The following is a 26474-nucleotide window of genomic DNA, read 5'->3' on the forward strand; positions in this document are numbered from 1 at the left end:
GAGCGCGCCGGCTGCGGCCTAGTTGAGGGGCAACAGCCGCCGCGCTCGCGCTCCATGCCTATCGGAAGGGCACTAAAGGTGTGATGGCAAATGGTCTGGAAACCGGGATCGAAACACTCCGCATCGTCATCGCGCGTCACAGCGCGCCGCAATGATTGGAATTCGATCAGCGATCTCCATCAGGGCCCGCGGTCAATGGCCGCTTCTCGAGGCCGTATACATGACCGCTCCCCGATTCATTTGCTGAAGCACCAAAAAGCCCTTGCCGAGAGGGGGCCGTCCATACATGACGATGTGGATTCAGGTGCGCGCCAAACTCTCAACTGTCATCGCCCGCGAAGGCGGGCGATCCAGTATTCCGAGACGGCAGTGATTGAACCGAGAGGCCGCGGCGTACTGGATCCCCCGCCTTCGCGGGGGATGACAGTCGTCGTGTGGTGAGAGCGGTGCTCTTCTAAGCCGCCTTTTGCCCGCTCCCGGCAGCATCGAGCCCGGCATAAACCCCGCGCTCGAAGCCCGCGAACGTCTCCAAACACTTTGCGTCGGCGAACGGCAACAACTGCATCAGGATCACGCCGGTGACGTCGCGCGACGGGTCGATCCAGTAATAGGTGTTGGCGAGGCCCGCCCAGGCGAGACTGCCCGCGCTGCGCCCTTCCGCGGTCTTGGCGGTGTTGATGAGGAAGCTCAGCCCCCACTTCTTTACCTGCTCCGGATAGAGATCGACGTCGTTGGTGTACATCGGCGCCGCCGTCGTCATCTTGCCCATGGCGAGATCGCCGATGTGGTTCTGTCCCATCGTCGCGACCGTCTCCGCCTTCAGCACCTGGTTGCCGTTGCCGCGGCCCTTGTTGAGAATCATCTGGGTGAACTTGATGTAGTCGCCCGCGGTCGAGTAGAGGCCACCGCCACCCATGTGGAATTCCGGCTCCTGCTCGAGCTCGAACGGCATCGATGCGAGCTGGCCGTCCTCGCCGCGCGCATGCATGCCGACCAGACGCTTGCGCATGCTATCGGTGATCTTGAAAGCGGTGTCGCTCATGCCGAGCGGCGCGAATAGATTGTCGCGCAAATACGCATCGAGCCGCTTGCCGCTGACGGCCTCCACCGCCTTGCCGACGAAATCGATATTGGTGCCGTATTCCCAGCGCGTGCCGGGATCGGTCATGATTGGCGTCTTCAGCGCCGCATTCTGGCAGGTGGTGATGGCGGGGATCCCCGTCTTCTCCAGATACACCGCGAGATCGCCGTTCCACATGTTGTAGCAAAAGCCGGCAGTGTGGGTCATGAGCTGGCGCAGCGTGATCGCCCCCTTCGCAGGCCGCAGCTTCGGCTCGCCTTTGGCATCGAAGCCTTCGAGCACCTGCGGGGTGGCGAGATCGGGCAGCACCTCACTGATCGGCGCATCCAGCGACAGCTTGCCCTGTTCGACGAGCTGCATCGCGCCGGCTGATGTCACCGCCTTCGTCATCGAGGCGATCCAGAACACGCTGTCCGCGGTCATCGCATCGGGCTTGGACAGGTCGCGCTTGCCGAACGCACCCTGATACAGCACTTCTTTACCGCTGGCGGCGATGGCGACGACTCCGGGAATTTCCTTTGCGTCGCTCTTCTGGCGCAGAAGTTCGTCGATCTGGGCTCGGCTTTGCATGCGTGTTTCCTCCGGTTTGATTATTGTTGGAAGTGATTGATTGTCCTCCCGCATGCTCGGCGCGGCAAGCGCATCCATGTACCTGTGCCGGTCGCGATGTCGTGACTTGACGGTCGGCGTTCCACGCAGGACGACAACAGAGCTGAACTGCAACACCCTTTCACAACCTGCGGTAGATGGCTGCATCTCGCCGTGGCCATGAATGGGCGCTGGCGGTATGTTTCGCGTGTTTGACTCACTTGAAACATTTTGTGCGTTGCGGCGCTTCAGCACGCGGCCAATTGGCCAGTGACGTTAAGACTTGATGCAAATTGGCGGCTGCTGATCGGCCGCGAGGGGACCTCAAATGATTTCGACCTGGAGTGAATGGAAGCGCTATCCCCGTCCCGGACGGGGCGACAATTTGGAGGCGCCGATCTCGCCCGGCATTTACGAGGTTCGCATCGCCGGCACCGGCGCGCTGTACTCCTTCGGCGCAGTCGACAACCTGGCGCAGGCGCTCGCGCTGCTGCCGGTCGGCTCAAAATCCTGGTTCGGCCGGCGCGACACCTCGGACGTGCCCGATCTCGAATACCGCACCTGCGCGACCTCCTCGAAGGCCGACGCCAAGGCCGCCGCCGAGCGCATGATCGGCCGTCGCGAGACCTATCTGAGCGGCGCGGCGTAGCTGCTTCCTCGATCGCGATGCCAAACCTCTCCCATAGGGAGAGGTCGCGCCGCAGGCGCGGGTGAGGGGTTACGCTCTTTCGTGGTCCTGCGCCCCCTCACCCGATTTGCACTGGACGATGCTTCGCATCGCCAGGAGCAAATCGACCTCTCCCCGCTGGGGAGAGGTAAGGGACCTGCGGCCCTCAGTTTAACTCCCAGCAGATGTGCGTTGCGGGGCGGTGCATTGCGCGCCGTCTGTCCCTATATTCCGGGCCGATCCGATCGCGCCCTGAGGAGTAACGCCATGACCCCGACTGCCGCCCGCGCCCCGCAAGCCTCGTCCAATCTGCGCGACCGGTTGAAGGACCCGTCGCTGTTGAGGGAAGCCTGCTACATCGACGGCGCCTGGGTCGGCTCGCCGGTCTTCGCCGTCAATAATCCCGCGACCGGCGTCGAGCTCGCCAAGGTTCCGCAGCTTGGCGCGGACGATACCACCAGGGCCGTGGAAGCCGCCGAGCGCGCGTTCCCGGCCTGGGCCAAGCTCACCGCCAAGCAGCGCTCCAATATCCTGCGCAAATGGTTCGAGCTGATCGTCGCCAACCGCGAGGATCTCGCGCTGATCCTCACCTCCGAGCAGGGCAAGCCGCTCACCGAGGCGCTCGGCGAGGTCGACATCGGCGGCGCCTATGTCGAGTTCTTCGCGGAGGAGGCGAGGCGCGTCTATGGCGAGACCATCCCGACGCAGCGGAGCGATGCGCGCCTGCTCGCGATCAAGCAGCCGATCGGCGTCTGCGGCGCGATCACGCCGTGGAATTTCCCGAACTCGATGATCACGCGAAAAGTCTCGCCGGCGCTGGCGGCCGGCTGCACCGTGGTGCTGAAGCCCGCCAATGAAACGCCGCTGTCGGCGCTCGTGCTCGCGGCCCTTGCCGAGAAGGCCGGCGTGCCCAAGGGCGTATTCAACATCGTCACCGGTGACGCGCCGCCGATCGGCAAGGTGCTGTGCGAGCATCCGGCGGTTCGTTTCGTCGGCTTCACCGGCTCGACCGCCGTCGGCAAGATCCTCTACCAGCAGGCTTCCGTCGGCGTGAAGCGGCTCGGCCTCGAGCTTGGCGGCAACGCGCCGTTCGTGGTGTTCGACGACGCCGACATCGATGCCGCGGTCGAAGGCGCGATCGTCTCGAAATACCGCAACATGGGCCAGACCTGCGTTTGCGCCAACCGCCTCTACGCCCAGGATGGCATCTACGACGAGTTCGTGCAGAAGCTATCGAAGAAGGTCGCGGCGATGAAGATCGGTGACGGCACCGAGAGTGGCGTCACGCAGGGTCCGCTGATCAACATGAAGGCGGTCGACAAAGTCGAGCGCCACATCGCCGACGCCATCAAGCGCGGCGCCAAGGTCGTGACCGGCGGCAAGCGCAGCGAGCTCGGACGCTCGTTCTTCGAGCCGACCGTGCTGGCCGACGTCAAGCCGGACTCGCTGGTGTCGCAGGAGGAAACCTTCGGCCCGCTCGCGCCCGTCATCCGCTTCAAGGACGAAGCCGATGTCATCGCGATGTGCAACGCCTCGCCGTTCGGCCTTGCCTCCTACTTCTACTCCCGCGATCTCGGCCGCGTCTGGCGCGTCGCCGAAGCGCTGGAATCAGGCATGGTCGGCGTCAACACCGGCCTCATCACCACGGAAGTCGCCCCCTTCGGCGGCGTCAAGGAAAGTGGCCTCGGGCGAGAAGGCTCGCATCACGGCATGGAAGAATATGTCGAGATCAAATACGTGATGATGGCAGGGGTGTGAGGGCGCATCAGTCTCTCCGCGTCATTGCGAGCCACCGGGTCCGCGCAAAGCGCGGCCCGATGACAGGCGCGAAGCAATCCAGAATCGTTCCGCAGAGGCAGTCTGGATTGCTTCGTCGCCAGCGCAAAATTGCTTCGCAATTTTGTCGCGGGCTCCCCGCAATGACGAAGCGAGGTGCAACAGCTGGAGCTAAATCTTCAGCTCTTTCCCCGTCACGCGCCTGTAAGCTTCGAGATATCGCTTGCTGGTTGCATCCACAACGCTGGCGGGCAGCGGCGGCGGTGGGGCGTCGCCGTTCCAGCGGCCGGCGCGGCGCTCGACGTCGAGATAATCGCGTAAGGGTTGCTTGTCGAAGCTCGCCTGCGGCTGGCCGGGCTTGTAGGCATCGACCGCCCAGAAGCGCGAGGAATCCGGGGTCATCACCTCGTCGATCAGGATGATGCGGCCGTCCTTGTCGCGGCCGAACTCGAACTTGGTGTCGGCGATGATGATGCCCTGCTCGCGGGCCAGCTCCTCGCCGAGCGTGTAGATCGCGCGCGTCATGCTCTCCAGCGTATAGGCGACCTCGTCGCCGACCACCGCGCGCATCTTCGCGATGGTGATGTTCTCGTCATGGCCGCTCTCGGCCTTGGTTGCCGGGCTGAAGATGGCAGGCTCGAGCTTCTCGCTCTCGACGAGGCCGGCCTTCAGCTTCTCGCCGGCCAGCGTGCCGCTCGCGGCATATTCCTTCCAGGCCGAGCCCGAGAGATAGCCGCGGATCACGCATTCGATCGGGAACACTGTGGTGCGCTTGCACAGCATGGCGCGGCCGCGAATCTCGGCGCGGTGGGGCGTCAAGGCCGGCACCGCCGCGATGATCGCGTCGGTGTCGGCGCTGATCATGTGATGCGGCACCACGCCTTCCAATTCGTCGAACCAGAACGCACTGATTTGAGTCAGCACCGCGCCCTTCATCGGGATGGTCTCGCCCATCACGACGTCGAAGGCGCTGATGCGGTCGGTGGTGACGAGCAGCAGGCGGTCGTCGTCGACGGCGTAGATGTCGCGCACCTTGCCGCGTCCGATTTTGGGGAGCGGCAGGTCGCTGGAGAGCATGGTGGTCATCGGCAAAGCCTTCGCGCAAGAAATCCGGCCGCGGCTGACAGTGCGGCCGGAAACCGGATTAGCCTATTCCGGCAGCGGAATGAACTCATGTTCCTGCGGAACTGCCGCGAAGCGGCCGGTTTTCCAGTCCTGCTTGGCCTGCTCGATCCGCTCCTTGCTGGAGGAGACGAAATTCCACCAGATGTGGCGCGGACCCTCCAGTGCATCGCCGCCGAGAAACATCATCCGGGTCGCTTTCAGTGCCTTCACGGTGATGCGGTCGCCCGGACGGAAGATCAGCAGCCGCGGCCCTTCGTAGCGTTCGTTCGCGATCTCGACCTCGCCGTCGACCAGGTAGATCGCACGTTCCTCCTGATCGGGATCGAGCGGCACGCTCGCGCCTTCCGCCGCCGTGACCTCGGTGTAGAACCAGGGCGAGACCATCGACACTGGCGAGGTGATGCCGAACGAGGAGCCCGCGATCACCCGCGCGGTAAAATCGCGCTCGGAGATCATCGGCAAATCGCCTGCCGCATAATGCTGGAACGACGGTGCGATCTCCTCGGATCCCGCCGGCAACGCGATCCAGCTTTGCAAGCCCAGCATCTTCTGGCCGGAGGCGCGCTGCGCGTCCGGCGTGCGCTCGGAATGGGCGATGCCGCGCCCGGCGGTCATGAGGTTCATCGCGCCGGGCGCGATCTCCTGGACGTTGCCTTCGCTGTCGCGATGCATGATCGCGCCGTCGAACAGATAGGTGACGGTAGCAAGCCCGATATGCGGATGCGGCCGCACGTCCATGCCCTTGCCGGAGACGAACTGCACCGGTCCGAAATGGTCGAAGAAGATGAAGGGTCCGACCATCTGCCGCTTGCCATGCGGCAATGCGCGCCGCACCTCAAATCCGTCCCCGAGATCGCGCGTGCGCGGCACGATGACGAGATCGAGCGCATCGCAGGACATGGGATCGCCGAGCACGGGATCGTTGGAGGGTTGCCAGCTCATGGGTAGGCTCCTTTTGGCTTTGTTGGACGCGAGACTAGCAGGAATTTGCAGCGCCGTCGCGACAAAGCCTGGGCTCAACGTCGCGGACCGCAATAGCGCCACATGTGCAGAACTATCATCGCCTCACCCACCGCTGTCATTCCCCGCGAAGGCGGGGAATCCAGTACGCTGCGGCCAATCGGTTGAATCGCTGTCGTCTCGGAATACTGGATCGCCCGGTCAAGCCGGGCGATGACAGTTGGGGTGAGGATGGTCCTTGAAAAGATACGCCCGACGAAGGATGGTCGGCTGCTTCCAACCGCGCCCGATCGCACCAGCCGATGACCCTTGCCGCAACCGAGCTCGCATTCCGCTCCGCCAGCGTCGCTCTGCTGTTGGTCCTCGCGGCGTCGCTCGTCTCTGATTTCCGCCACGTGCTGGCAGCCCGGCTCGGCGTTGGCTTCGCGATCGGCTCGGCCGCGCATGCTGCGAGCTATTCGGTCGGCGTGTCGTCGCTGGTGCCGGCCTGGCATGCGCCGCTGATTGCATTGTCGACGGGCAACATCGTGGTGTTCTGGCTGTTCACACGCGCGCCGTTCGACGACGAGTTTCGTCTGCGCTGGTGGCATGGATTGATCTGGGGACTGGTGACCGCGTTCAGCTTCGTCAACTGTCTCTGGATCGCACCGGACGGAAACGTTCGGCTTGCCGTCACCATCGCGAATACGATCGTGCTCGGCTTCATTGCGCTCGCGGTGGCGCAGACGATCAATTCGTGGTCGGCCGATCTGGTCGAGCGCCGCCGCCGCGTTCGCGTCTTCATCGTCTGTGCGGCCGCGCTCTATGGCGGGGTGAACGCGCTGCTCCAGATTGTCGTGACCGGAATTGAGGTTGGCGATATCGCCGACACGATCAATGCGGGCGTGCTCGCCTGCATCATTGCGGCCATCGCCTATGCGATGATGCGCGTCGATGGTGCTGACCTGTTTCCGGTGGCCGCGGAGGCCGCGCCGCCGCTGGTTTTGAGCCAAGTCCCGGCGGCAGAAGACGCCGCCGACCAGAAGCTCATCGATGCCCTGATGCGGCTGATGGCGGACGAGCGGATCTATCGCCAGGAGAACATCACCATCGGCGCGCTGGCGAATCGGCTGAAAATTCCCGAATACCGGCTGCGCCGGCTGATCAACCAGCGCCTCGGCTATCGCAACTTCAATGTGTTCCTGAACAATCACCGGATCGAGGAAGCCAAGGCCGCGCTCGCCGATCCCGCCCAGGCCGAAGTCCCCGTCATCACCATCGCCATGGATGCCGGCTTCCAGTCCCTCGGCCCCTTCAACCGCGCCTTCAAGGCCGTGACCGGCGTGACCCCGACGGAATATCGGCGGCTTAAAGCGAGCACGGCGTGATGGGCTCTTCGCCTCTCCCCGCAAGCGGGGCGAGGGGGGCGTGCAACAGACCCGCCTTTTCCCAAGCTGTTGGATCTGTTGCGTTATTTCAGAATCGATCAGTCCCGGCCAAATCCAGCCACGCCATTTTCCAAATCCGGCGAGCAGTCTACCCGCGCCTCCGGCTTCGTCTTCGGCACACGCCCCAAGCCGGAGACAGCCCGTGACCCGCCGCCGCAAGATCGTCCTCCTCACCACCATCGCCGGTGCCGGCCTCGCGCTCGGCGCAGCCCGCGCCGGCGACGGGCCGAAGGTCGCCACCGGCTTCGTCGCCGGCATCCTGTGCTCCGAGACCTTCGTCTCCGGCCTCGATCCGCAGCGCACCTTCACCGAGACCAACGATGCGATGCCCGGCACCGGCCTGATAAGCTGGGCGATGGAGTATCGCGTCGACCGCGTGCGCAAGGACGTTACGGTGACACTATTTGGCCTCGGCCGCAGCCATGCCGGCTATCGCGAGGGGCTCGGCTGCACGCTCGCGCATGGCGAGCCGCTCGCCGAAGTCATGCCGCCGCCGGACGACAGGCAGCCCGCGCTGCTGCCCGAGATCGCCGGCCCCGCGATCGTGCCGCCGCAAAGTCCCGAGCTTGCTGCCGCGCTCGACCGCGCCTTTGACGAGCCGGCACAGCCGCCTTATCGCCGCACCCGTGCGATCGTCGTGATGAGGGCGGGCCGCGTCATCGCCGAGCGCTACGCCGACGGCATCGGGCCGGAGACGCCGCTGCTCGGCTTCTCCATGACCAAATCGGTGATCTCGGCGCTGACAGGCGTGCTGGTGCGCCAGGGCAAGCTGAAGCTCGACGGACCCGCGCCGGTCGCCGCCTGGAAGCATCCGGATGACCCGCGCCATGCCATCAGTGTCGATCAATTGCTGCGCCACACCGCAGGGCTGGCACTCGGCAGCTCGTTGCAGGCCTCGCTCGGCTCCGCCTTCGAGCCGGTGAACCGCATGAAGTTCGTGGAAGATGACATGGCCGCCTATGCCGCGAGCATGCCGCTCGCGACCGCGCCGGGCACCGCGTGGAATTATCACGACGGCAATACCATCCTGCTCTCGCATCTGATCCGCAACGCGGCCAGTGGACATCCCGCAGACGCACTGCACTTCGCGCGCCGCGAATTGTTCGCCCCGCTCGGCATGCGCCATGTCACGCTCCAGCTCGACGCTTCAGGCACGATCGAGGGCTCGAGCGAGATGCTGGCATCGGCGCGGGACTGGGCGCGCTTCGGCCAGCTCTATCTCAATGACGGGATCGCCGGCGGCAAGCGCATCCTGCCCGAGGGCTGGGTGAGCTATTCGTCCTCGCCCACGCCGAATGCCTGGGTCGGCATCGGTGCCGGCTTCTGGACCAACCAGGGCGACAGCTTTGGCGCGAAGTTTCGCATCGCGCACGGCTGGCCGCGCGATGCCTTCTTCGCGAAGGGCACGATCGGGCAGTACACGATCGTGATCCCGTCCGAGCGGCTGGTGATCGTGCGCATGGGGCGCTCGCCGAACTGGCCGCCGGAAGCGGATGGCGTGTTCGACCTCGTGCGCGATGTGGTGGCCGCAACGCGCGAGAAGGGGAAGATGGCCGGGGCGGATTGAGAGCAGCGGCGGCTCTACCCTCCCCCTGGAGGGGGAGGGTCGATCGCGCGCAGCGCGAGCGGGGTGGGGTGACGGTCTATCCTTTGAAGCAGTGCCTGTGTGGAGAGATCACCCCACCCCGCTTCGCATTGCGCTTTGCTTCATGCGAAGCGACCCTCCCCCTCCAGGGTAGGGCTATCGCATATGCATTTCGCGGGGACCACCCGCGAGTTTGCTCCGCCTCTCCCGCTTGCGGGAGAGGCCGACGCGTCCCGGGCGATGCGAAGCATCGTCCCGAGCGCGGCGGGTGAGGGCTCTCACCGCACTGGGATCGCCTCCGCAATTCTCGACAATCCCGACGCGGAGGCACCCCCACCCCCGCCCTCCCCCGCAAGCGGGAGAGGGAGCCCACTGCCGATGCCGAAGCATTATTCACGCCATATGCGATAGCCCTGCCCTCCAGGGGAGGGTGAGCATGCGCGCTCGAGCTATTGCCGCCCCAGCTCCGTCGCCTTCGCCACGCGGTCGAACTGCTCCAGCGTCATGATAGCATCCGCAAACTTCTCCGCGCGTGCGTTCAGCACGGGCCGCGCCAGAGTCAAAAACTTCTGCTGCATCGCCTGCGTGTCAGGGAACGAATTCGGCTCGCCCGAGGGATCGGCATACAGCCGCTCATGCACGCCATCGTCCGTCGTGATGCTGACGCGGGCGCCGAACGGATGGGTGCGGCCGATTTCGAGGCGATCGTCCTGCACCACGTCGAACTTGTCGGCGAGGGCGTCGATGGCGGCATCGCCAAGGCGGTTGTAATCGTCCCAGCCGAATGCGCCCTGGTCGAGCGCGAGCGCGCCGGTGAAGAACATCGAGAACTGGCCGCCGACGATCGAGGTCGGATGCCGCTTGGTCGCGGCATCGCCGGTGAGCGTGATGCCGTTGCGATGCAGGCCGATCTCGACACGCTTGACCTGGTCCGGCGTCAGATTGTGCTCGCGCCGCATCGCGATCAGCGCGTCGATCGCCGCATGGGTGTAGCGGCAGCTCGGATAGGGCTTCACGCCGATCTTCATCGTCTCGTAGCTCTTGCCGAGCTCGGCCACCGCTTTGCCCGGATGCGCATCGTCGGTGTAGCCGGCGAGCAGGCCGTGCTTGCCCTCGACCGATTCCGTCGCGCCGACGAAATCGTTGCGCGCCAGTGTCGCGGCGATCACGCCGTTCATCGCGGCGGCGCCGACCTGGTAGCGCTTGTTCCAGGCGCCGTTGACCAGAAATTGCAGCGATCCGGCGGCCTGGCTGCCGGAGACGCCGAAGGCGGCGATGATCTGCTTCTCGGAGAGGCCGAACAGTTTTGCGGCGGCGGCGGCCGCGCCATAGGTGCCGGCGGTCGCGGTCGGATGAAAACCGCGCGCGTAGTGTGAGGTCGGGTCGAGCGCATTGCCGAGCCGGCAGCAGACCTCATAGCCCGCAACGATCGCGGTCAGCACGTCGCGGCCGGACGCGCCGACCATCTCGCCGACCGCGAAGGCGGCCGGTACCACCGGCGCGCTCGGATGCAGCGAGGAATCGGCGTGCGTGTCGTCGAAGTCGAGCGAATGTCCCAGCGCGCCGTTGAGCAGGGCCGCCACCGCCGGCGTCCAGGTCTTGGCATCGCCGAACACGGTGGATTCGCCCTTGGCATCGAGCGCGAGCGCTTCCAGCGTCTTCAGCATCGACGGGGTCGATTCCGCCTCGCTGCGGGCGCGGATGGCGCTGCCGAGGAAGTCCAGCGTCAGCACTTTGGCGCGATCCAGCACCTCCGCCGGAATATCCCAGTATTTCAGATTGAAGACATAGGCGGCGAGCGTTGCGGTTTCGTGGGCCATCGTGTTTCCTCGTTTTGGCCGGCAAGTTAGGCGGGCTGATTTCGCCTTTCAAGCGGCCTTGCGGGGGCGGGCATCAGCCATGCTTTTGCCTGGCGCAAGAGGATCGGACCGGGACGTTGACTATGACACGTGCAAGAGAGCTGTTCGACCGGATTAGGGCGCGACGGACGCAATTGGGGCTGGCGATCCGGGTCACCGTGGCGGCGGTAGCCGCCTATGCCATCGCCACCGCGCTGCATCTGCTCTTGCCGCTCTGGGCGGTGCTGACCTCGCTGATCGTGACCCAGATGAGCGTCGGCCGCTCGCTGAAGGCGACGCGCGACTACATGCTCGGCACCATCGGCGGCGCCATTTATGGCGGCGCCATCGCGATCCTGATCCCGTACTCCGGTGAAGCGGGCCTGTTGGGGCTTCTGGTGCTCTCGGTCGCCCCGCTCGCCTTCATCGCCGCGATCAATCCGAGCCTCAGCGCCGCGACGGTCACCGCCGTGATCGTGCTCCTGGTTCCGACCATGCATCACTCCGATCCCATGACCTCGGCGATCGATCGCGTCAGCGAGGTCGCGGTCGGTGCCATCACGGGCCTGCTCGTCTCCTTCCTGGTGCTGCCCTCGCGCGCGGTGCGGCAGATCCGCGCCAGCGCAGCAAGACTACTCGAACTGATCGCCGATGCTTTCACCGAACTGCTCGCGGGCCTCACGCGCGGCCGCGACAACGATGCGCTGCACCGGATCCAGGACGGCATCGGCACTGCGATGGTCAGCCTCAACGCGATTGGCGCCGAAGCCGAACGCGAGCGCGCCGCGCGGCTGTCGAGCGGGCCGGATACCGGTCCCTTGCTGCGAACCATCCTGCGGTTGCGGCATGACGTCGTGATGATCGGCCGCGCCACCGTGGTGCCGCTGCCGGCCGACGTGCAGACGCGGCTCGCAGGTCCGTTAATGGAAGTCTCGACCGTGATCGCCCGCTTCCTGCGTTCGGCCGCTGCCGCGTTGCGCGAAGGCGCTGGCGCACCGCCGATCCATCCGGTCCACCTCGCGCTCCAGCATTACGCCGAGGCGGTCGCCGCCGTCCGTCACGATGGTCTGATCCGCGGCCAGCCCAGCGACACCGCCGAGCGCTTCTTCGCCCTCGGCTTCTCGCTGGAGCAGATGCACCAGAATCTCTGCGACCTCGACCGCGTCGTCGGCGAATGGTCGGAGGCAGCAAGCGACAAGCCCGCGCGGGTGGCGGAGTGAGCTAGCGCCGCTTCAGTCCCTTGCTCCGCATGCGCCAGACCAGGAGGTCGATGCGGTCCTGGCCGAAGAACGGCTCGTTCTCGAACACGAAGGTCGGCGCGCCCCAATGGCCGGAGGCGGCGTGGTCCTTTTCGTTCTCCGCGATCACGTGCTCATAGCGATTCGGATCGGCAGTGATCGCGGCGTCCATGGCGGCAAGATCGAAGCCGGCCTTCTCGGCCGCGCGCGCGAGATGATCGCCCTCGTTCCACCCCGCTACCGAACCGTCCCATAGCACGCGCGCGATCGCGTCTGTAAATTCGAGCGAGCGTCCTTCGCGCTGCGCCATCGCGCCCAGCCGGGTCAGGCGGTGGATGTAAGGCTGCTCCGCCGCAACGTCGAGCGTCGTCTTGTCCTGCACGATCGGATCGGGCCTCGGAAAGCGGAACGGAATGCCCTCGTGCTGCGCCACGCGCGTGCTGTCGAGCACCACATAGCGAATGAAGTTCGGGCTGGCCTTCTTGAAGAATCCGGGCACGCGGACCGCGAGCGGGTAGACCGGCCGCAGGTTGACCGCGAGGTCATACTCGGCGACGAGCTTCAGTGTCTTGGGCAGGGCCAGATAGCTGAAGGGACTGCGGTAGGAGTAGAAGAGATCGACGGACAGCGTCATCGGGCCGGCTCCACAATGTCTCCCATCATGCTGCGGGCCACGAGCTTGTGGAACGGTACGATCAGCGTGAGGTAGGTACGCCCGAGCAGATTGTTGGTCCGCACCAACGTGGTCAATGTCACCTGCTGGTCCGCCCCGTCGCCGGCGACGTCAACCACGACGCGGAAATCGAGATGGTAGTCGTCAAACCCGGCGATGAGCTGCTCCGGCGTTTCGCTCAGCACTGGAAACAGGCCGATCATCCCGTACGGAGCCGGAGCACCTTCGCCTGACGTCTTCAGTCCGAAGGGTTTCACCAGGATGTTGCGCAAGCGCGTCAGCGCATCGATCCAGCGCGGCCCGTGCAGCACCATTCGGGTGCAGGCCTCGCGGGCGCTCAATTGCGTCGCGCCGACCTCTACACGAAAGGCATCGATGAACTGCGCGCCTGATAGCACAGCGCCGGCATCGACATCGGGTGTGACTTCGCGAACCGAGCCTGTCATCCCGCCAGTTTGCGCGTCAGCATGCCAAAGCGCAAGATCAACAGGCCGGCATAAACGAACGATCCGATCGACAGCCCGATCCAGACGCCGACCGCGCCGAGGCTGGTGTGGAAGGCGAGGACCCAGGCGATCGGGAAGCCGACGCACCAATAGCCTGTTGCTGCGAACACAAGCGTCATCTGGGTGTCATTGATGCCGCGCAGGGCGCCGCCCATGATGGTCTGGAGCGCATCGGCGATGAAGAAAGTCGCGCCGACCAGCAAAAGTGTCGCGGTCAGCGCGACGGTCGGCGCGCTGGCCTCGCTGCTGCCGAAGAACAGCCGTCCCAGCTCATAGCGGCCGAGGATGATCGCGACAGTCAGGGCCGCGACGAACGCAATGCCGAGCACGGCGGCAACGAGCCCCGCGCGCCGGACGCTGGCCGGCTCGTTGCGGCCGAAGGCGTGGCCGACGCGCACGGTGGCGGCCATGCCGATGCCGAGCGGCACCATGAACAGCACGGCCGTGACCTGGAGCGCGATCTGATGCGCGGCGAGCGCGGTGGTCGAGATCAGCCCCATCAGCAGCGCCGCCGAGGAGAACAGGCCGTATTCCATCAGCAGCGAGAACGAGATCGGCGCGCCGATCGCGATGAGCTGGCGCATCAGGGGCCAGTCGATCCGCCAGAGATGGGCGAGCGGGTGATAGTCCGCGAACGGCTTTCGCCATGCGGCAATAGCGAGCGCGGCGAGGAAGGTGCCGAGATTGACCAGCGTGGTCGCAAGCCCCGCGCCGAACAAGCCGAGCTTCGGCAGGCCGAACAGGCCATGAATCAGAACATAGACCAGCGCGGCATTGGCAGGGATCGCGGCGAGCGTGATCCACAGCGGTGTCTGCGGCCGGTTCACCGCGCTCATCATGCTGCGCAGCGCGATGAAGCCGAGTGCCGGCGCAATGCCCCAGGCCAGTCCGTTGAGATAGCGCTGGGCCAGTGCGGCGGAATCCGGCGCCTGTCCGAGCGCGAGCAGGATCTGCTCGCCATAGAGCGGCGAGGCCATCATCGGCAGCGAGATCAGCAGCGCGACCCACAACCCGACGCGCAAGGAACGGCGGATCAGCCTGATGTCGCCGGCGCCGAAGGCCTGCGCAGCGAGCGGCGACACCGCCGACATCAATCCGAGCCCGAAGGTGAAGCTGACGAAATAGACCGTATGCGCTAGCGCCGCCGCGGCCACCGCGTCCTCGCCGAGCCGGCCGATCATCGCGAGATCGGTCGTGATCATCGCGATCTGCCCGAGCTGCGTCAGCATCATCGGCACGGCCAGCCGCAGCGTCTCGGCGAATTCACCGGCGAGATGGTTTGACGGCGCGCCGGCTTGCGGCTGCGCATGACGTTGGACGGTGTCGAGCATGGCCGGTCCCCTAGCACAGCCACACGTCGAAAACATGGCCCGTGCTTTTTTCCCTCTCCCCTTGCGGGAGAGGGGGCTCGCGATAGCGGCGAGACGGGTGAGGGGTCTCTATCCGCTAGCTCGGAATCGTAGGGTGGGCAAAGGCGCGCTTGCGCCGTGCCCACCATCGATCCAACATCGCAACAGAAAGCGGTGGGCACGCTTCGCTTTGCCCACCCTACGATACTGCGTCCGAGGCACGAGATGGTGCGTAGCTTTTTTGCCCTCTCCCGCAAGGGGAGAGGCGAAGAGCTCAGCCCTTCCGTTCCGGCACGCGCTTGATCTTCGCACCCAGCGCGTTCAGCCGTTCCTCGATGCGCTCGTAGCCGCGCTCGATCTGGTCGGCGTTGTTGATGGTCGAGGTGCCCTCGGCGCAGACCGCGGCGAGCAGCATCGCCATGCCGGCGCGGATGTCGGGCGAGGTCATCGGCGCGCCGCGCAGGCGGCTGGGGCCGGCGATGATGGCGCGATGCGGGTCGCACAGCACGATGCGCGCGCCCATCGCGATCAGCTTGTCGACGAAGAACATCCGCGATTCGAACATCTTCTCGAACATCAGGATCACGCCCTCGCATTGCGTGGCGGTGACAATCGCGATCGACATCAAATCGGCCGGGAAGGCCGGCCAGGGCTGGTCCTCCAGCTTCGGCACGTGGCCGCCGAAATCGTCCTGAATCTTCAGCGTCTGATTCGAGGGCACGATGAGGTCGTCGCCCTCGACGCGGCAGACGATGCCGAGCCGTTCGAACCCCATGCGGATCGAGCGCAGGTGCTCGACGCCGGCGCGCACGATGCGTAACGGCGAGCGCGTCACGGCGGCAAGGCCGATCAGCGAGCCGACCTCGATATGGTCGGGCTGAATGGAGTAGGTCGCTTCCCCCAGCGTCGCCGGGCCGTGCACGATCATGGTGTTGGTGCCGATGCCCTCGATCTTCGCGCCGAGCGCGACCAGGAAATTGGCGAGATCCTGCACATGCGGCTCGGACGCAGCATTGCGCAGGTAAGTGACACCGTCGGCGGCGACAGCTGCGACCAGCGCATTCTCGGTCGCGGTGACGCTCGGCTCGTCCAGGAACACGTCCGCACCGGCGAGCTTCGGCGCGCGGAATTCGAGCCGGTCGGTCGCAGTGACCTTGGCCCCCAGCTGCTCCAGCGCCAGCACATGAGTGTCGAGCCGTCGGCGGCCGATGACGTCGCCGCCGGGCGGCGGCAGCATCACTTCGCCGCAGCGGGCGAGCAGGGGGCCCGCGAGCAGAATCGAGGCGCGGATGCGCACGCACAGCTCGGGGTCGAGATCGGCGGCGCGGATGCTCTTGGCATGGATGCGCAGCGTATTGCGCGCGGTCCACTCCGCCGCGGCGCCGACCGAGCGGATCAGCTCGACCAGCGTCTCGGTGTCGCGGATCCGCGGCACGTTCTGAAGCGTCACCGGATGCTCGGTGAGCAGGGCCGCCGCGATGATCGGCAGCGCCGAATTCTTGTTGCCGGACGGCTCGATCGAGCCCGAGAGCCGGTGACCGCCCTCGACGATGTATTGGATGGGCGCCACGGGGTTCTCGCTGTCCTGTTGGTGGGGCTGTTTCGGAGGCGGAAACTACAGAGAATTGAGCGCGGGAGCAATTGTGATGGCCGTGGCTCGAGCCCGTCCCTCGGGAGCTTGTGACAGGCGGCCCCTAGAACAACCCGATGATATTTCCGACCACGTAAAGGATGGCAATCAGGATCAGCGCGCCGATCATGACGAAGGAAATTTCGATCGCGATGGCGCCGGTGCCGATCGCGGCGGCCACGGCGGCGAGGAGCCGCTCTTCCCGGAAGATGAGCGCGAGCACCGAGAGCAGGATGCCGAGCAGGCCGAGCGAAATCGCGGTGACCGATGCAGTTTCACTCCAGCTTCGCGCCGCGGATTTTTCGATCCTGGGAGCCTGATACTCGACGCCCTTCACCCGCGCCATCACGCGGTCCTTGATGCGATGTCCGGTGTCGACGATGACCTGCTCCGCTGGCGGCGGCGGAAACACGATCGGCACGACCCAACGCGGCAGCACGGCGGCCATCAGCGCCAGCACGCCGACAATGCTGCCGATGATGCCGAGCCGACGGGAGGGCACAGTGGAACTGGTCGCTGCGGAGCTGGTCATGTCGTGGCGCTTCCCGGCCGGAATGGCCCGCGGGTTCATGCCACTTCGTCGCGATGGCGGGAGGTGAGGTTCAGGGGGCAATCGGAACAGGTCCTCTTGCCACGAGTCGGGTGCGCTGGGGAGAGGGTGTCTCCACGATCGAGACAGTCCCTGAGAGGAGAGAGCCCTCACCCGCCGTGCTCTGCGAGCACGTCGACCTCTCCCGCAAGCGGGAGAGGTGCAGCGAGTGCGTGGCTAGCAGATCAAACCCAAAACCACCGGCGATCAAATATCGATCGTCGCGCTCAACGAGTGTTCCTGAATGAAGTCGCGGCGCGGCTCGACCACGTCGCCCATCAGCTTGGTGAAGATGTCGTCGGCCTCGTCGACCTCCTTGACCTTCACCTGGAGCAGCGAGCGCGCTTCGGTGTCGAGCGTGGTCTCCCAGAGCTGCTCCGGGTTCATTTCGCCGAGACCTTTGTAGCGCTGCAGCGCGATGCCCTTGCGCCCGGAATCGGTGACCGCCTCGAACAGATCGACCGGACCGTGCACCACGTGCTCGGTGTCCTTGCGCCGCAGCTTGCCGGAGCGGGCATAGACGTCCTGGAGCTTCGTCGTGTACTCGTCGAGCTTGCGGGCCTCGGCCGAGCCGAGCAGCGCGTCGTCGATGACAGCCGCTTCCTTGACACCGCGCACGGTGCGCTCGAACAGGAACCCCTGGCCCTCGACGAATTGACCGACCCAGCCGCGCTCGACCTCCTCGGCCTGGTTGTCCAGCCGGCTCGCGATGTATTGCGCGGCGGCCGCCGCGTTCTCGGGATTGCCGTAGATCGACTTGTTCAGCACGCCGGTGATGGCGGCCTGCTCGACGACCTTGCGGTTATAGCGGCTGTGCAAATTGCGCAGGATGCTGCGAACCACGCGGGCGTCGTCGACCAGCGAGCGCAGATCACGGCCGGTGCGGTCGCCGCCGGTCCCGGGAACGAACACGCAATCGTCGAGCCCGGCGTCGATCAGATAATCCTCCAGCGCCCGCTCGTCCTTCAGATATTGCTCGGACTTGCCTCTGGAGACCTTATAGAGCGGCGGCTGGGCGATGTAGAGATAACCGCCGTCGATGATGTCGCGCATCTGCCGGTAGAAGAAGGTGAGCAGCAGCGTGCGGATGTGTGCGCCGTCGACGTCGGCGTCCGTCATCACGATGATCTTGTGATAGCGCAGCTTCTCGACCGAGAAGTCGTCGCTGATGCCGGTGCCGAGCGCGGTGATCAGCGTGCCGATCTGCTCCGACGACAGCATCTTGTCGGGGCGGACGCGTTCGACATTGAGAATCTTGCCGCGCAGCGGCAGCACCGCCTGGAATTCGCGGTTGCGGCCCTGCTTGGCGCTGCCGCCTGCCGAGTCACCCTCGACGATGAAGAGCTCGGATTTGGCCGGATCCTTTTCCTGGCAGTCGGCGAGCTTGCCGGGAAGCGAGGAGACCGAGAGCGGGCTCTTGCGCGTCAGCTCGCGCGCCTTTCGTGCGGCTTCGCGGGCGGCGGCGGCCTGGATCACCTTGCCGACGATCATCTTGGCTTCGCTCGGGTGTTCCTCGAACCAGGCCTGGAGCGCCTCGTTGAGGACGTTCTCGACCACGGGGCGCACCTCCGAGGACACCAGCTTGTCCTTCGTCTGCGACGAGAACTTCGGATCCGGCACCTTCACCGACAGCACGGCGGTGAGGCCTTCGCGGCAATCGTCGCCGGTCAGCGCGATCTTTTCCTTTTTCGCATTGGCCTCGGCATAGCCGTTGACCTGGCGCGTCAGCGCGCCGCGGAAACCGGCCAGATGGGTGCCGCCGTCACGCTGCGGGATGTTGTTGGTGAAGCACAGCACGTTCTCGTGGTAGCTGTCGTTCCACCACAGTGCGGCCTCGACGCCGATGCCGTTGGCTTCCGAGCGCACCATGATCGGCGCCGGCACGATCGCCTTCTTGTTGCGGTCGAGATATTTGACGAACTCCTCGACACCGCCGGAATAGTGCATCTCCTCGCGCTTCTCGACCGCGTGGCGCGTGTCGGAGAGGATGATGTTGACGCCGGAATTGAGGAAGGCGAGCTCGCGCAGGCGATGCTCGAGTGTCGCGAAATCATATTCGATGTTCTTGAAGGTCTCGGTCGAGGCCAGGAACGTCACCTCGGTGCCGCGCTTGCCCGGCGCATCGCCGACGATCTTGAGCGGCGCCACGGCATCGCCATGGGCGAACTCGATGTAGTGCTCCTTGTTGTCGCGCCAGATCCGCAAGCCGAGCTTGCTGGACAGCGCGTTGACGACGGAGACGCCGACGCCGTGCAGGCCGCCGGAGACCTTGTAGGAATTCTGGTCGAATTTTCCGCCGGCATGGAGCTGGGTCATGATGACCTCGGCCGCGGAGATGCCTTCGCCCTTGTGGATGTCGACGGGAATGCCGCGGCCGTCATCGCGCACCGTGACGGAATTGTCGGCGTTGAGGATGACGTCGACGCGCGTGGCGTGGCCCGCGAGCGCTTCGTCGATGGCGTTGTCGACGACCTCGTAGACCATGTGGTGCAGGCCCGAGCCGTCGTCGGTGTCGCCGATATACATACCCGGGCGCTTGCGGACGGCATCGAGACCCTTGAGCACGCGGATCGATTCCGCGCCGTAGTCGCTCGCGTTGGAGGGCTCGTTTTCGGCACGCGGCTGCCGAGCAGGTTCAGTCATGAGAGGCCTTTGAGATGTCGCCCGAATCAGCGGCGCAAAAGGCGCTGATTTGCAGGCTATTTGTGCCATGAAAGAGGGTTTGCGCCTAGCGCAAAGTATCTCCTCGCAACCCTTTGGGAAGATAGGGTTTTTGGACCGATTTTCAAGGCTTTCGAAAGCCGATTCAGCGCGCTGCAAAAAGCCCGATTCGAAGGCCCGTTTGGGGCCTCGAAAACCCTTGAATTTGTGGGAACGGAAAGGTCAGTTCCGGAGCCCTCAATACAGCTGGAGCGGTGGCCACGCCTCACCGTCGCGCCCGACCGTGAGCTCCCAGCTATCGCCGGCGGCGACAGTGAGACTGTTCGTGGTGGCTGGATGGCCCGGCACGCTCAGTCTGTAAGAGTATTTGCCGGGCACGAGGTCCAGCGCGACGGCGTTCGCGCCGGCGGGGCGCGGGATGGTCCGCTCGTTGATCGTGAGCACGGCTTCGTGCTCGCCGATATTGCTGAACACCAGCTTCGCCTGGCCGGGTGCGGGCAGGACGTTCGCCCGGGTCGCGACATCCGAATTCTTCTGCACGAGGTGGACCGAGGTGCTGCCGGCCTTGCGGTCGAGCTCCAGCGCTGCCGGCCCGATTGGGGAGGCGAAGTCGAGGCGCACGTGATCGGCGGTGATCACCGCGCCATCCTGCTCCTGCCAGCCGATTTTTCCGAGCTCCGTGCGATAGAAGGCGAGGACGTCGTTGAGCCCTGCGGGCACGGTGGCTTCGAGCCGGGTCCGGAGCGGGGCTTCGATGCCCGGCATCACGGTGGTGTGGATCCCGCGATAGCTGTAGCGGGTCGGCGCAGGCAGCTTGGCATCCGGATCCAGCGTGAGCGCGGCTGAGAACAGCGGCGGCAGATTCGACACAAAGGCGCCGGCGCTTGCCGCGAGCAGGCAGCTCGCAAAGAGAGCAAGGCAGTACGCAAAAACTTGCCATCGTACCGGAGCTCGCACCCCAGGCCTCACCGTCGTCATGCTCACGCTCCAAGGATATCGCGCGAGCTGGAAATCCTGCGCGACGGCCGCTTCTCGCGGCCTCAGGCAGCTAGTCGCTGACGGAACCGGGCGGGTTCATTGTGGCGGCCTACCTTCGGGCGGAGACGCGTCCGCTCTCGACGTCAAAGACCTCGCCTCCCGCGCCGATCTCGGCGAAGGCGGCCGGATCGGCGCCGGTCAACCACACTTGCGCGCCGAGTTTCTTCAGCTCCTCGAACAGCGCCGCGCGCCGGTTCGGATCGAGATGGGCGACCACCTCGTCGAGCAGCAGCAGCGGCACGATGCCGGTCATTTCGGCCACCAGCGTCGCATGCGCCAGCACGAGGCCGATCAAGAGCGCCTTCTGCTCGCCGGTGGAGGCATCGCGCGCCGGCATGCTCTTGGGCGCATAGACCACCTGGAGGTCGGTGAGATGCGGACCGTCGGTGGTGCGGCCGGCGATGGCGTCGCGCGGACGGTTGTCGCGCAGGATCTGGCGGTAGCGGTCCTCGACCGACGTCGCGGTCTCCTGAAGCAGCGCGTTCTCCATCCAGCCGTCGAGCGCGATTTGCGCAGACGGAAACGCCGAGGCTTGCGCGCGCGCATTGAGCATGCCGGTCAGCCGTGCCGCGGTCTGACCGCGCGTTGCGGCCACCGCGACCGCAAGCTCGGCAGTCTCGCGCTCGATCGCGTCACACCAATGATCGTCGTAATTGCGCGTCTCGAGCAGGCGGTTGCGCGAGCGCAACGAGCGTTCCAGTGCGTTGATCCGGCTGGAATGGTCGCTGTCGATGGCGAGCACCAGGCGGTCGAAGAAGCGCCGCCGCTCGGACGCCGCGCCCATGAACAGCCCGTCCATCGCCGGCGTCAGCCACACCATGCGGATGTGGTCGCCGAAGGCGGCGGCGGAATTGACCGGCTCGCGGTCGATACGGCAGCGCCGGCTGACGGCGGCGTCAGTGCGCGGCGCATCGATGCCGGTGCCGAGCGTCGCCAGCCCCAGCGCGCCCTCGACCTGCGCCGACACCGCCCAGGAGCCATCGCCCTGGTTGTCGGCGACGTCCTCCAGCGTCGCGCGCCGCAAGCCCCGCCCCGGCGACAGGAACGAGATCGCCTCGATGCAATTGGTCTTGCCCGCCCCATTCGGGCCGACCAGCGCCACCATGTCAGCCGCCGTCTCGAGCCCCGCCGCCCGATAATTGCGAAACTGCGTCAGCGTCAGGCGATGAATGCGGGAGGGGGTCATGTTCTATTCGTCATGGGCGCACGCTCTCCCTTTGCGGGAGCATGCCGTAGGGTGGGCAAAGGCGCGCTTTGAGCGCCGTGCCCACGTCTCGCCGCGATCCGTGCTGCTGCATGGTGGGCACGCTTTCGCCTTCGCTCTTCGAGCCACGGCGCAAGCTTTGCCCACCCTACGCTGTCCTCGGATGGTCGAGAGAGCGCCCCTCACACCCGCATCGGCATCAGCACGTATAGTGCGCTCTTGTCGTCGCGGTCTTGCACCAGGGTGGGGGAGCCGGGGTCGGCCAGCCTCAAGGTTGCGACGTCGCCTTCGATCTGGGCGGCGATGTCGAGCAGGTAGCGGGAGTTGAAGCCGATATCGAGGGCGTCGGAGGCGTATTCGACCTCCAGCTCTTCGGTCGCGCTGCCGGAATCCGGATTGGTCACTGACAGCACCAGCTTGCCCGCCGACAGCGACAGTTTCACCGCCCGCCCGCGCTCGCTGGAGATGGTGGAGACGCGGTCGACCGCGTTCTCAAAATCCTTCTTGTCGACGACGAGCTCCTTGTCGTTGCCTTGCGGGATGACGCGGCCGTAGTCGGGGAAGGTGCCGTCGATCAGCTTCGAGGTCAGCACCACATTGCCGATGGTGAAGCGGATCTTGGCCTGAGACAGCTCGATCGTCATCTCGGCCTCGGTGTCCTCGATCAGGCGCTGCACCTCGCCGACGGTCTTGCGCGGCACGATCACGCCGGGCATGCCTTCGGCGCCCTTCGGCTGGACCAGGTCGAGCTGGGCGAGGCGGTGGCCATCGGTGGCGACGCCGCGCAGGGTCGCCGCCTTGGCGGTCCCGGCGGCGTGCAAATAGATGCCGTTGAGGTAATAGCGCGTCTCTTCGGTCGAGATCGCGAACTGGGTGCGGTCGATCAGCCGCTTGACGTCCTTGGCGGCGAGCGAGAACGAGTGCGACATGTCGCCGGCGGCCAGATCCGGGAAATCATTTTCCGGCAGGGTCTGCAGCGTGAAGCGCGAGCGGCCGGCGCGGATCGCCAGCACCGCGCGGTCGCCGTCGGCCTCCAGCACGATCTGCGAGCCGTCGGGCAGCTTGCGGACGATGTCGTAGAACATGTGCGCCGGCACGGTGGTGGAGCCCGCGGTCGCGGTTTCCGCGGGCAGCGTTTCTGTCACCTCGAGGTCGAGGTCGGTCGCCTTCAGCGACAATTTCGCATTCTCGGCGCGGACCAGCACGTTGCCGAGGATCGGAATCGTGTTGCGGCGCTCGACCACGCGATGGACATGGCCCAGCGACTTCAGCAGTTGCGCGCGTTCGACCGTAACCTTCATTGCACTACTCGCCCGATCCCCAAGGAAAACACAGCGTTGAGAAGGCCGGGCAGCGGGACGCGCGCCACGGCACCGAAGACCCCGAAAAGCCGGATCATCAGCCGATATGACCAAAGCTGTCAGGGTCGCGCAAGGTGGCGCGGATAGCCCCCGGATTCAAGGGATCGGAGGCAGTTCCCCACGATTTACCGCCCAAGCGAAGGCCGCCGCCCAGGCATGGCCGGGGCGGCGGGAGAATGGCAGCCCTAGGCGTTTATTCCTGAAGCTGGCGCTTCAGCGACTCCACTTCCTCGGACAGCGCCGTGTCCTTGGAGACCAGGGCCTCGATCTTGCGCACGGCGTGCAGCACGGTGGTGTGGTCGCGTCCGCCGAAGCGGCGGCCGATCTCGGGCAGCGAGCGCAGGGTCAGCGTCTTGGCGAGATACATCGCCACCTGGCGCGGGCGGACCACGTTGGCGGTCCGGCGTGAGGACAGCAGATCGGAGCGGCTGACGTTGTACTGCCGCGCCACCACGCGCTGGATGTCCTCGATCTTGATCCGCTTGGGCTCCTGCGGCCGGACCAAGTCGCGCACCTCGTGCTCGGCCATCTCCAGCGTCACCGGCCGGTTGTTGAGTTTCGAGTGCGCGAGCAGACGGTTGATCGCGCCTTCGAGGTCGCGGCCGTTATGGGTGATAGTGCGCGCCAGATAATGCAGCACCTCCTCGGGCACCTCGAACGTCGCATGGTGGGCGCGGGCCGCGGCGACGCGCGACTTGAGGATGCCGTGCCGCAGCTCCTCGCCGAGCGAGCCCATCTCGACCACGAGGCCGCCGGCGAGCCGCGAGCGAACGCGATCGTCCAGGCTCTCGAGATCGGACGGCGGACGGTCGGCTGCGATCACGACCTGGCGGCCGGCGTCGATCAGCGCGTTCAGGGTGTGACAGAACTCGGCCTGGGTCGACTTGCCCTGCAGGAATTGGAGATCGTCGATGACGAGCACGTCGATGCCGCGCAGCGCTTCCTTGAAAGCCAGCGCCGTCTGCGTCTTCAGCGCGGCGACGAAGCCGTACATGAATTTTTCCGCGGTGAGATACAGCACCTTGCGCTCGTTGCCGGAATTGCCGGCCCAGGTCACCGCCTGCAAGAGATGCGTCTTGCCGAGGCCGACGCCGGCATGGATGTAGAGCGGGTTGAACATCACGGGGTCGCCGCGGCGTCCCTCGGCGACCTGGCGCGCGGCGGCGTGCGCCAGCGTGTTGGAGCGGCCGACGACGAAGCTCGCGAAGGTCAGGCGCGGATCGAGCGGGGAGCCGCCGAGCGCGTCGTGATTGGCCGAGACTGGCGCGGTCGCGGTCGAGCGCAGCTCCGGGGTCGGCGCGCGGCGCGCCTCGACCGGGGCGGGCGCTTCCTTCGGCTGCGCGACCGGGCGCACCGCCGAGCGGACCGTGAGATCGATGCGATGTACTTCCGGCATCTCGGCCTGCCAGCACGACAGCACGCGCTCGGCATAATGGGCCTGAATCCAGCTCTTCAGGAAGCGCGTCGGCACCGAGAGTCGCACGCTCTCGTCCTGCACGCCTTCCAGATCCATGCGCGCAAACCAGCTCGTGTAAACGTCTTCGCCAACGCTCGAGCGCAGCCGACCCTTCACGCGTGACCAGCGATCCTGTTCCATTGTCATCGTCAGAAAACTTCTCTTGAGAGATAAGGTTGCGTTGTGAGCGCCATGCAGGGTTCCTGCCGAAATCCCTGGGATGGCGCGACCTCAAGCGAGTCCATCATCAGACATGGCTCGACCGTTCGGCGGAAACGCCGCGGGTCAAATCAGCGATGTCGGAGATGGAGGGGTCGCGAGGTCAGCGCGTACTCTGCGCGCCCTCACACGTCGGAGGCTGGTCGCTTGACGGATCGGAGACGGCATCGTCGAAAGAACGAAACTGTGTCAATACCGCGTTGAATCCGTAGGACATGATACCTCCCCGTCCCGCCGTGATTGCTCACGACAAGGTCCTGCGTGTGAAAAGACAGCCGCCCCTGAAAGCCCCAGTCGCGGATGCCCTGCCCGTCTGTACTCGCCGTTCGTTCGGCTTCGCCTCGCGTCTATCGGGGTAGCTTTACGACGTCTCTCATTTGCGCCTGGCGCGAGCGGGACAGTTGAGATCCCGCTTGGAGACATTCAGACAAAGAGCTACCATTCCCACATTGCTATGGGTTTCGAACCGACAATCGCTTGTTGAAGCGTCGCCTACGTGCACACCGCCGCCGATTTGCACGCTCGCCCCGTTTCCAAAACCGCGCTGGTCTCAAGATCGTGGGCGCCGCGAACGACTTAAGGAATACACTAAGCGGAAAGACTCGCAACGAAATTGATTCACACTTGAGGCGCCAAAAAACTTGATCTGCGTTAACGCCGCGCGCGAGTTGTTCACAGGCTCCGAAGCAAGTTTTTGGATTCGTGCACAGAATCGAAAATGCCGCGCCTCGTGTGACAATTCTCCGCCTACGCCAAAAAACTTTTAAAAATTCGTCACGCACCCGACGCGCGAGCGAATTTTCCAAATGCTTCTCGCTGCTATGTTGATAAGTGATTATTGAGTCATCGCTTTTCGAGACTCGTTTTGCAGGGTAACTCCACGCCGAGACACGTTCCTGTGAATCTACGGTGTGTAGAACTTTCGTCTCCCGCGGATTCAATTCGAGCCCGCAGCACAGGGGTTTTTGCAACGCGGTGAAAGTTTCCGCTGTTGCAAAATTTCGGCAGTAAAATTACGGAACGAAGAATAGCGCAGGCGATACAGATCTTCCAATCCGAGGATCGATCGTGCCGTGACGGCTTGCGTGAATATGACAGCCAACAAAAAAGCCCGGCGCGATGCCGGGCTGTTTGACGCGCCGATCGGATCGACCGATCGGATGCCGGAAGACTACTTCGCGAGCTTGGCAATCTGCGCGGTGAGGCGCGAGACTTTGCGGCTGGCGTTGTTCTTGTGAATGATGTTGCGCTGGGCGGCGCGCATCAAGGCCGGCTCGGCATTCGCCAGCGCCTTGACGGCAGCGGCGCGATCGCCGGTCTTGATGGCTTCCTCGACGGTGCGCACGGCGCCGCGCATCTGGGTGCGGCGCGACTTGTTGACGGCGGTGCGGCGGGCGATCTTGCGCGTCGCTTTCTTGGCGGAAGTGGTATTGGCCATGGTCTCAATGTCCTTTGCGGTACCGGTCGCGTCTTGGTCGGGTAGCGCCGGCTGCTTGACCGCTG

The 26474-nt window shown here is 65.2% G+C and carries 20 protein-coding genes; 5 read left to right on the forward strand and 15 right to left on the reverse strand.

Features of this window, described 5'->3' with window-relative positions:
• Positions 1-454: 454 nt before the first annotated feature.
• Positions 455-1651 (reverse strand): serine hydrolase domain-containing protein, encoded by a 1197-nt coding sequence (locus BLV07_RS41775; protein ID WP_176946113.1) that lies wholly within the window; start codon positions 1649-1651, stop codon positions 455-457.
• 346 nt (positions 1652-1997) lie between these two features.
• Here BLV07_RS41775 and BLV07_RS41780 point away from each other — a divergent pair, with 346 nt between their 5' ends.
• Together BLV07_RS41780 and BLV07_RS41785 are read left to right on the forward strand one after the other, a co-directional pair.
• The gene (locus tag BLV07_RS41780; RefSeq protein ID WP_091898185.1) at positions 1998-2318 is read left to right on the forward strand and encodes a hypothetical protein; all 321 of its coding nucleotides are present in this window, start codon (positions 1998-2000) and stop codon (positions 2316-2318) included.
• A gap of 285 nt (positions 2319-2603) precedes the next feature.
• Complete coding sequence (locus tag BLV07_RS41785; RefSeq protein WP_091898187.1) at positions 2604-4094, forward strand: NAD-dependent succinate-semialdehyde dehydrogenase; 1491 nt, start codon at positions 2604-2606, stop codon at positions 4092-4094.
• A gap of 189 nt (positions 4095-4283) precedes the next feature.
• Here BLV07_RS41785 and BLV07_RS41790 read toward each other — a convergent pair whose 3' ends face one another.
• A complete protein-coding gene (locus tag BLV07_RS41790) occupies positions 4284-5198 on the reverse strand; it encodes a phosphoribosylaminoimidazolesuccinocarboxamide synthase (protein WP_091898189.1) in 915 nt (304 codons plus the stop codon).
• Between the two features lie 63 nt (positions 5199-5261).
• A complete protein-coding gene (locus BLV07_RS41795) occupies positions 5262-6179 on the reverse strand; it encodes a pirin family protein (RefSeq protein WP_091898191.1) in 918 nt (305 codons plus the stop codon).
• A gap of 320 nt (positions 6180-6499) precedes the next feature.
• Here BLV07_RS41795 and BLV07_RS41800 point away from each other — a divergent pair, with 320 nt between their 5' ends.
• Positions 6500-7564 carry an AraC family transcriptional regulator gene (locus BLV07_RS41800; protein ID WP_091898193.1) on the forward strand — a complete coding sequence of 355 codons (1065 nt, stop codon included), beginning with the start codon at positions 6500-6502 and terminating at the stop codon, positions 7562-7564.
• Between the two features lie 202 nt (positions 7565-7766).
• Entirely contained in the window at positions 7767-9191 is a 1425-nt protein-coding gene (locus tag BLV07_RS41805; protein ID WP_091898196.1) for a serine hydrolase domain-containing protein, read from the forward strand.
• Between the two features lie 467 nt (positions 9192-9658).
• Here BLV07_RS41805 and BLV07_RS41810 read toward each other — a convergent pair whose 3' ends face one another.
• Positions 9659-11029, reverse strand: coding sequence for an MmgE/PrpD family protein (locus BLV07_RS41810; protein ID WP_091898198.1), 1371 nt, complete (start codon positions 11027-11029; stop codon positions 9659-9661).
• 122 nt (positions 11030-11151) lie between these two features.
• On the opposite strand from BLV07_RS41810, the gene BLV07_RS41815 reads away from it, so the two are divergent.
• Positions 11152-12267 carry an FUSC family protein gene (locus tag BLV07_RS41815; RefSeq protein ID WP_091898201.1) on the forward strand — a complete coding sequence of 372 codons (1116 nt, stop codon included), beginning with the start codon at positions 11152-11154 and terminating at the stop codon, positions 12265-12267.
• Between the two features lies 1 nt (position 12268).
• On the opposite strand, the gene BLV07_RS41820 is transcribed toward BLV07_RS41815, so the two are convergent.
• From BLV07_RS41820 to rpsT, 11 genes are all read right to left on the reverse strand, one after another.
• Complete coding sequence (locus tag BLV07_RS41820) at positions 12269-12919, reverse strand: 2-hydroxychromene-2-carboxylate isomerase (protein WP_091898203.1); 651 nt, start codon at positions 12917-12919, stop codon at positions 12269-12271.
• Positions 12916-13404 carry a DUF2867 domain-containing protein gene (locus BLV07_RS41825; RefSeq protein WP_091898205.1) on the reverse strand — a complete coding sequence of 163 codons (489 nt, stop codon included), beginning with the start codon at positions 13402-13404 and terminating at the stop codon, positions 12916-12918. The genes BLV07_RS41820 and BLV07_RS41825 overlap by 4 nt, the downstream gene beginning before the upstream one ends.
• Complete coding sequence (locus tag BLV07_RS41830) at positions 13401-14795, reverse strand: MATE family efflux transporter (RefSeq protein WP_091898207.1); 1395 nt, start codon at positions 14793-14795, stop codon at positions 13401-13403. Before BLV07_RS41830 ends, BLV07_RS41825 begins: the two co-directional genes overlap by 4 nt.
• Positions 14796-15087: 292 nt before the next feature.
• Positions 15088-16383 (reverse strand): UDP-N-acetylglucosamine 1-carboxyvinyltransferase, encoded by a 1296-nt coding sequence (gene murA, locus BLV07_RS41835; RefSeq protein WP_091898209.1) that lies wholly within the window; start codon positions 16381-16383, stop codon positions 15088-15090.
• A gap of 124 nt (positions 16384-16507) precedes the next feature.
• Positions 16508-16975 carry an inner membrane protein YidI gene (gene yidI / locus BLV07_RS41840; protein ID WP_091898241.1) on the reverse strand — a complete coding sequence of 156 codons (468 nt, stop codon included), beginning with the start codon at positions 16973-16975 and terminating at the stop codon, positions 16508-16510.
• Between the two features lie 264 nt (positions 16976-17239).
• Positions 17240-19675, reverse strand: coding sequence for a DNA topoisomerase (ATP-hydrolyzing) subunit B (gene gyrB / locus BLV07_RS41845; RefSeq protein WP_091898211.1), 2436 nt, complete (start codon positions 19673-19675; stop codon positions 17240-17242).
• A gap of 255 nt (positions 19676-19930) precedes the next feature.
• Positions 19931-20671: a hypothetical protein gene (locus BLV07_RS41850; RefSeq protein ID WP_091898213.1), complete on the reverse strand. Its 741-nt coding sequence runs from the start codon at positions 20669-20671 to the stop codon at positions 19931-19933.
• Positions 20672-20780: 109 nt separating this feature from the next.
• Positions 20781-21917, reverse strand: coding sequence for a DNA replication/repair protein RecF (gene recF / locus BLV07_RS41855; protein ID WP_091898215.1), 1137 nt, complete (start codon positions 21915-21917; stop codon positions 20781-20783).
• Between the two features lie 200 nt (positions 21918-22117).
• Positions 22118-23236: a DNA polymerase III subunit beta gene (dnaN, locus tag BLV07_RS41860; protein ID WP_091898217.1), complete on the reverse strand. Its 1119-nt coding sequence runs from the start codon at positions 23234-23236 to the stop codon at positions 22118-22120.
• Between the two features lie 253 nt (positions 23237-23489).
• Positions 23490-24899 carry a chromosomal replication initiator protein DnaA gene (gene dnaA / locus BLV07_RS41865; protein ID WP_027572414.1) on the reverse strand — a complete coding sequence of 470 codons (1410 nt, stop codon included), beginning with the start codon at positions 24897-24899 and terminating at the stop codon, positions 23490-23492.
• Between the two features lie 1243 nt (positions 24900-26142).
• Positions 26143-26409 carry a 30S ribosomal protein S20 gene (gene rpsT / locus BLV07_RS41875; RefSeq protein WP_027549990.1) on the reverse strand — a complete coding sequence of 89 codons (267 nt, stop codon included), beginning with the start codon at positions 26407-26409 and terminating at the stop codon, positions 26143-26145.
• Between the last annotated feature and the right edge of the window lie 65 nt (positions 26410-26474).

It is taken from the genome of Bradyrhizobium sp. Rc2d, assembly GCF_900099855.1.
Taxonomy (GTDB): domain Bacteria; phylum Pseudomonadota; class Alphaproteobacteria; order Rhizobiales; family Xanthobacteraceae; genus Bradyrhizobium.

Coding starts and splice junctions, on each gene's coding strand:
- yidI (WP_091898241.1), bottom strand. CDS start 16,975: ATGACCAGCTCCGCAGCGACCAGTTCCACTGTGCCCTCCCGTCGGCTC.
- BLV07_RS41785 (WP_091898187.1), top strand. CDS start 2,604: ATGACCCCGACTGCCGCCCGCGCCCCGCAAGCCTCGTCCAATCTGCGC.
- gyrB (WP_091898211.1), bottom strand. CDS start 19,675: ATGACTGAACCTGCTCGGCAGCCGCGTGCCGAAAACGAGCCCTCCAAC.
- BLV07_RS41810 (WP_091898198.1), bottom strand. CDS start 11,029: ATGGCCCACGAAACCGCAACGCTCGCCGCCTATGTCTTCAATCTGAAA.
- BLV07_RS41825 (WP_091898205.1), bottom strand. CDS start 13,404: ATGACAGGCTCGGTTCGCGAAGTCACACCCGATGTCGATGCCGGCGCT.
- rpsT (WP_027549990.1), bottom strand. CDS start 26,409: ATGGCCAATACCACTTCCGCCAAGAAAGCGACGCGCAAGATCGCCCGC.
- BLV07_RS41850 (WP_091898213.1), bottom strand. CDS start 20,671: ATGACGACGGTGAGGCCTGGGGTGCGAGCTCCGGTACGATGGCAAGTT.
- dnaA (WP_027572414.1), bottom strand. CDS start 24,899: ATGACAATGGAACAGGATCGCTGGTCACGCGTGAAGGGTCGGCTGCGC.
- BLV07_RS41800 (WP_091898193.1), top strand. CDS start 6,500: ATGACCCTTGCCGCAACCGAGCTCGCATTCCGCTCCGCCAGCGTCGCT.
- dnaN (WP_091898217.1), bottom strand. CDS start 23,236: ATGAAGGTTACGGTCGAACGCGCGCAACTGCTGAAGTCGCTGGGCCAT.
- BLV07_RS41815 (WP_091898201.1), top strand. CDS start 11,152: ATGACACGTGCAAGAGAGCTGTTCGACCGGATTAGGGCGCGACGGACG.
- recF (WP_091898215.1), bottom strand. CDS start 21,917: ATGACCCCCTCCCGCATTCATCGCCTGACGCTGACGCAGTTTCGCAAT.
- BLV07_RS41775 (WP_176946113.1), bottom strand. CDS start 1,651: ATGCAAAGCCGAGCCCAGATCGACGAACTTCTGCGCCAGAAGAGCGAC.
- BLV07_RS41830 (WP_091898207.1), bottom strand. CDS start 14,795: ATGCTCGACACCGTCCAACGTCATGCGCAGCCGCAAGCCGGCGCGCCG.
- BLV07_RS41795 (WP_091898191.1), bottom strand. CDS start 6,179: ATGAGCTGGCAACCCTCCAACGATCCCGTGCTCGGCGATCCCATGTCC.
- BLV07_RS41790 (WP_091898189.1), bottom strand. CDS start 5,198: ATGACCACCATGCTCTCCAGCGACCTGCCGCTCCCCAAAATCGGACGC.
- BLV07_RS41820 (WP_091898203.1), bottom strand. CDS start 12,919: ATGACGCTGTCCGTCGATCTCTTCTACTCCTACCGCAGTCCCTTCAGC.
- BLV07_RS41780 (WP_091898185.1), top strand. CDS start 1,998: ATGATTTCGACCTGGAGTGAATGGAAGCGCTATCCCCGTCCCGGACGG.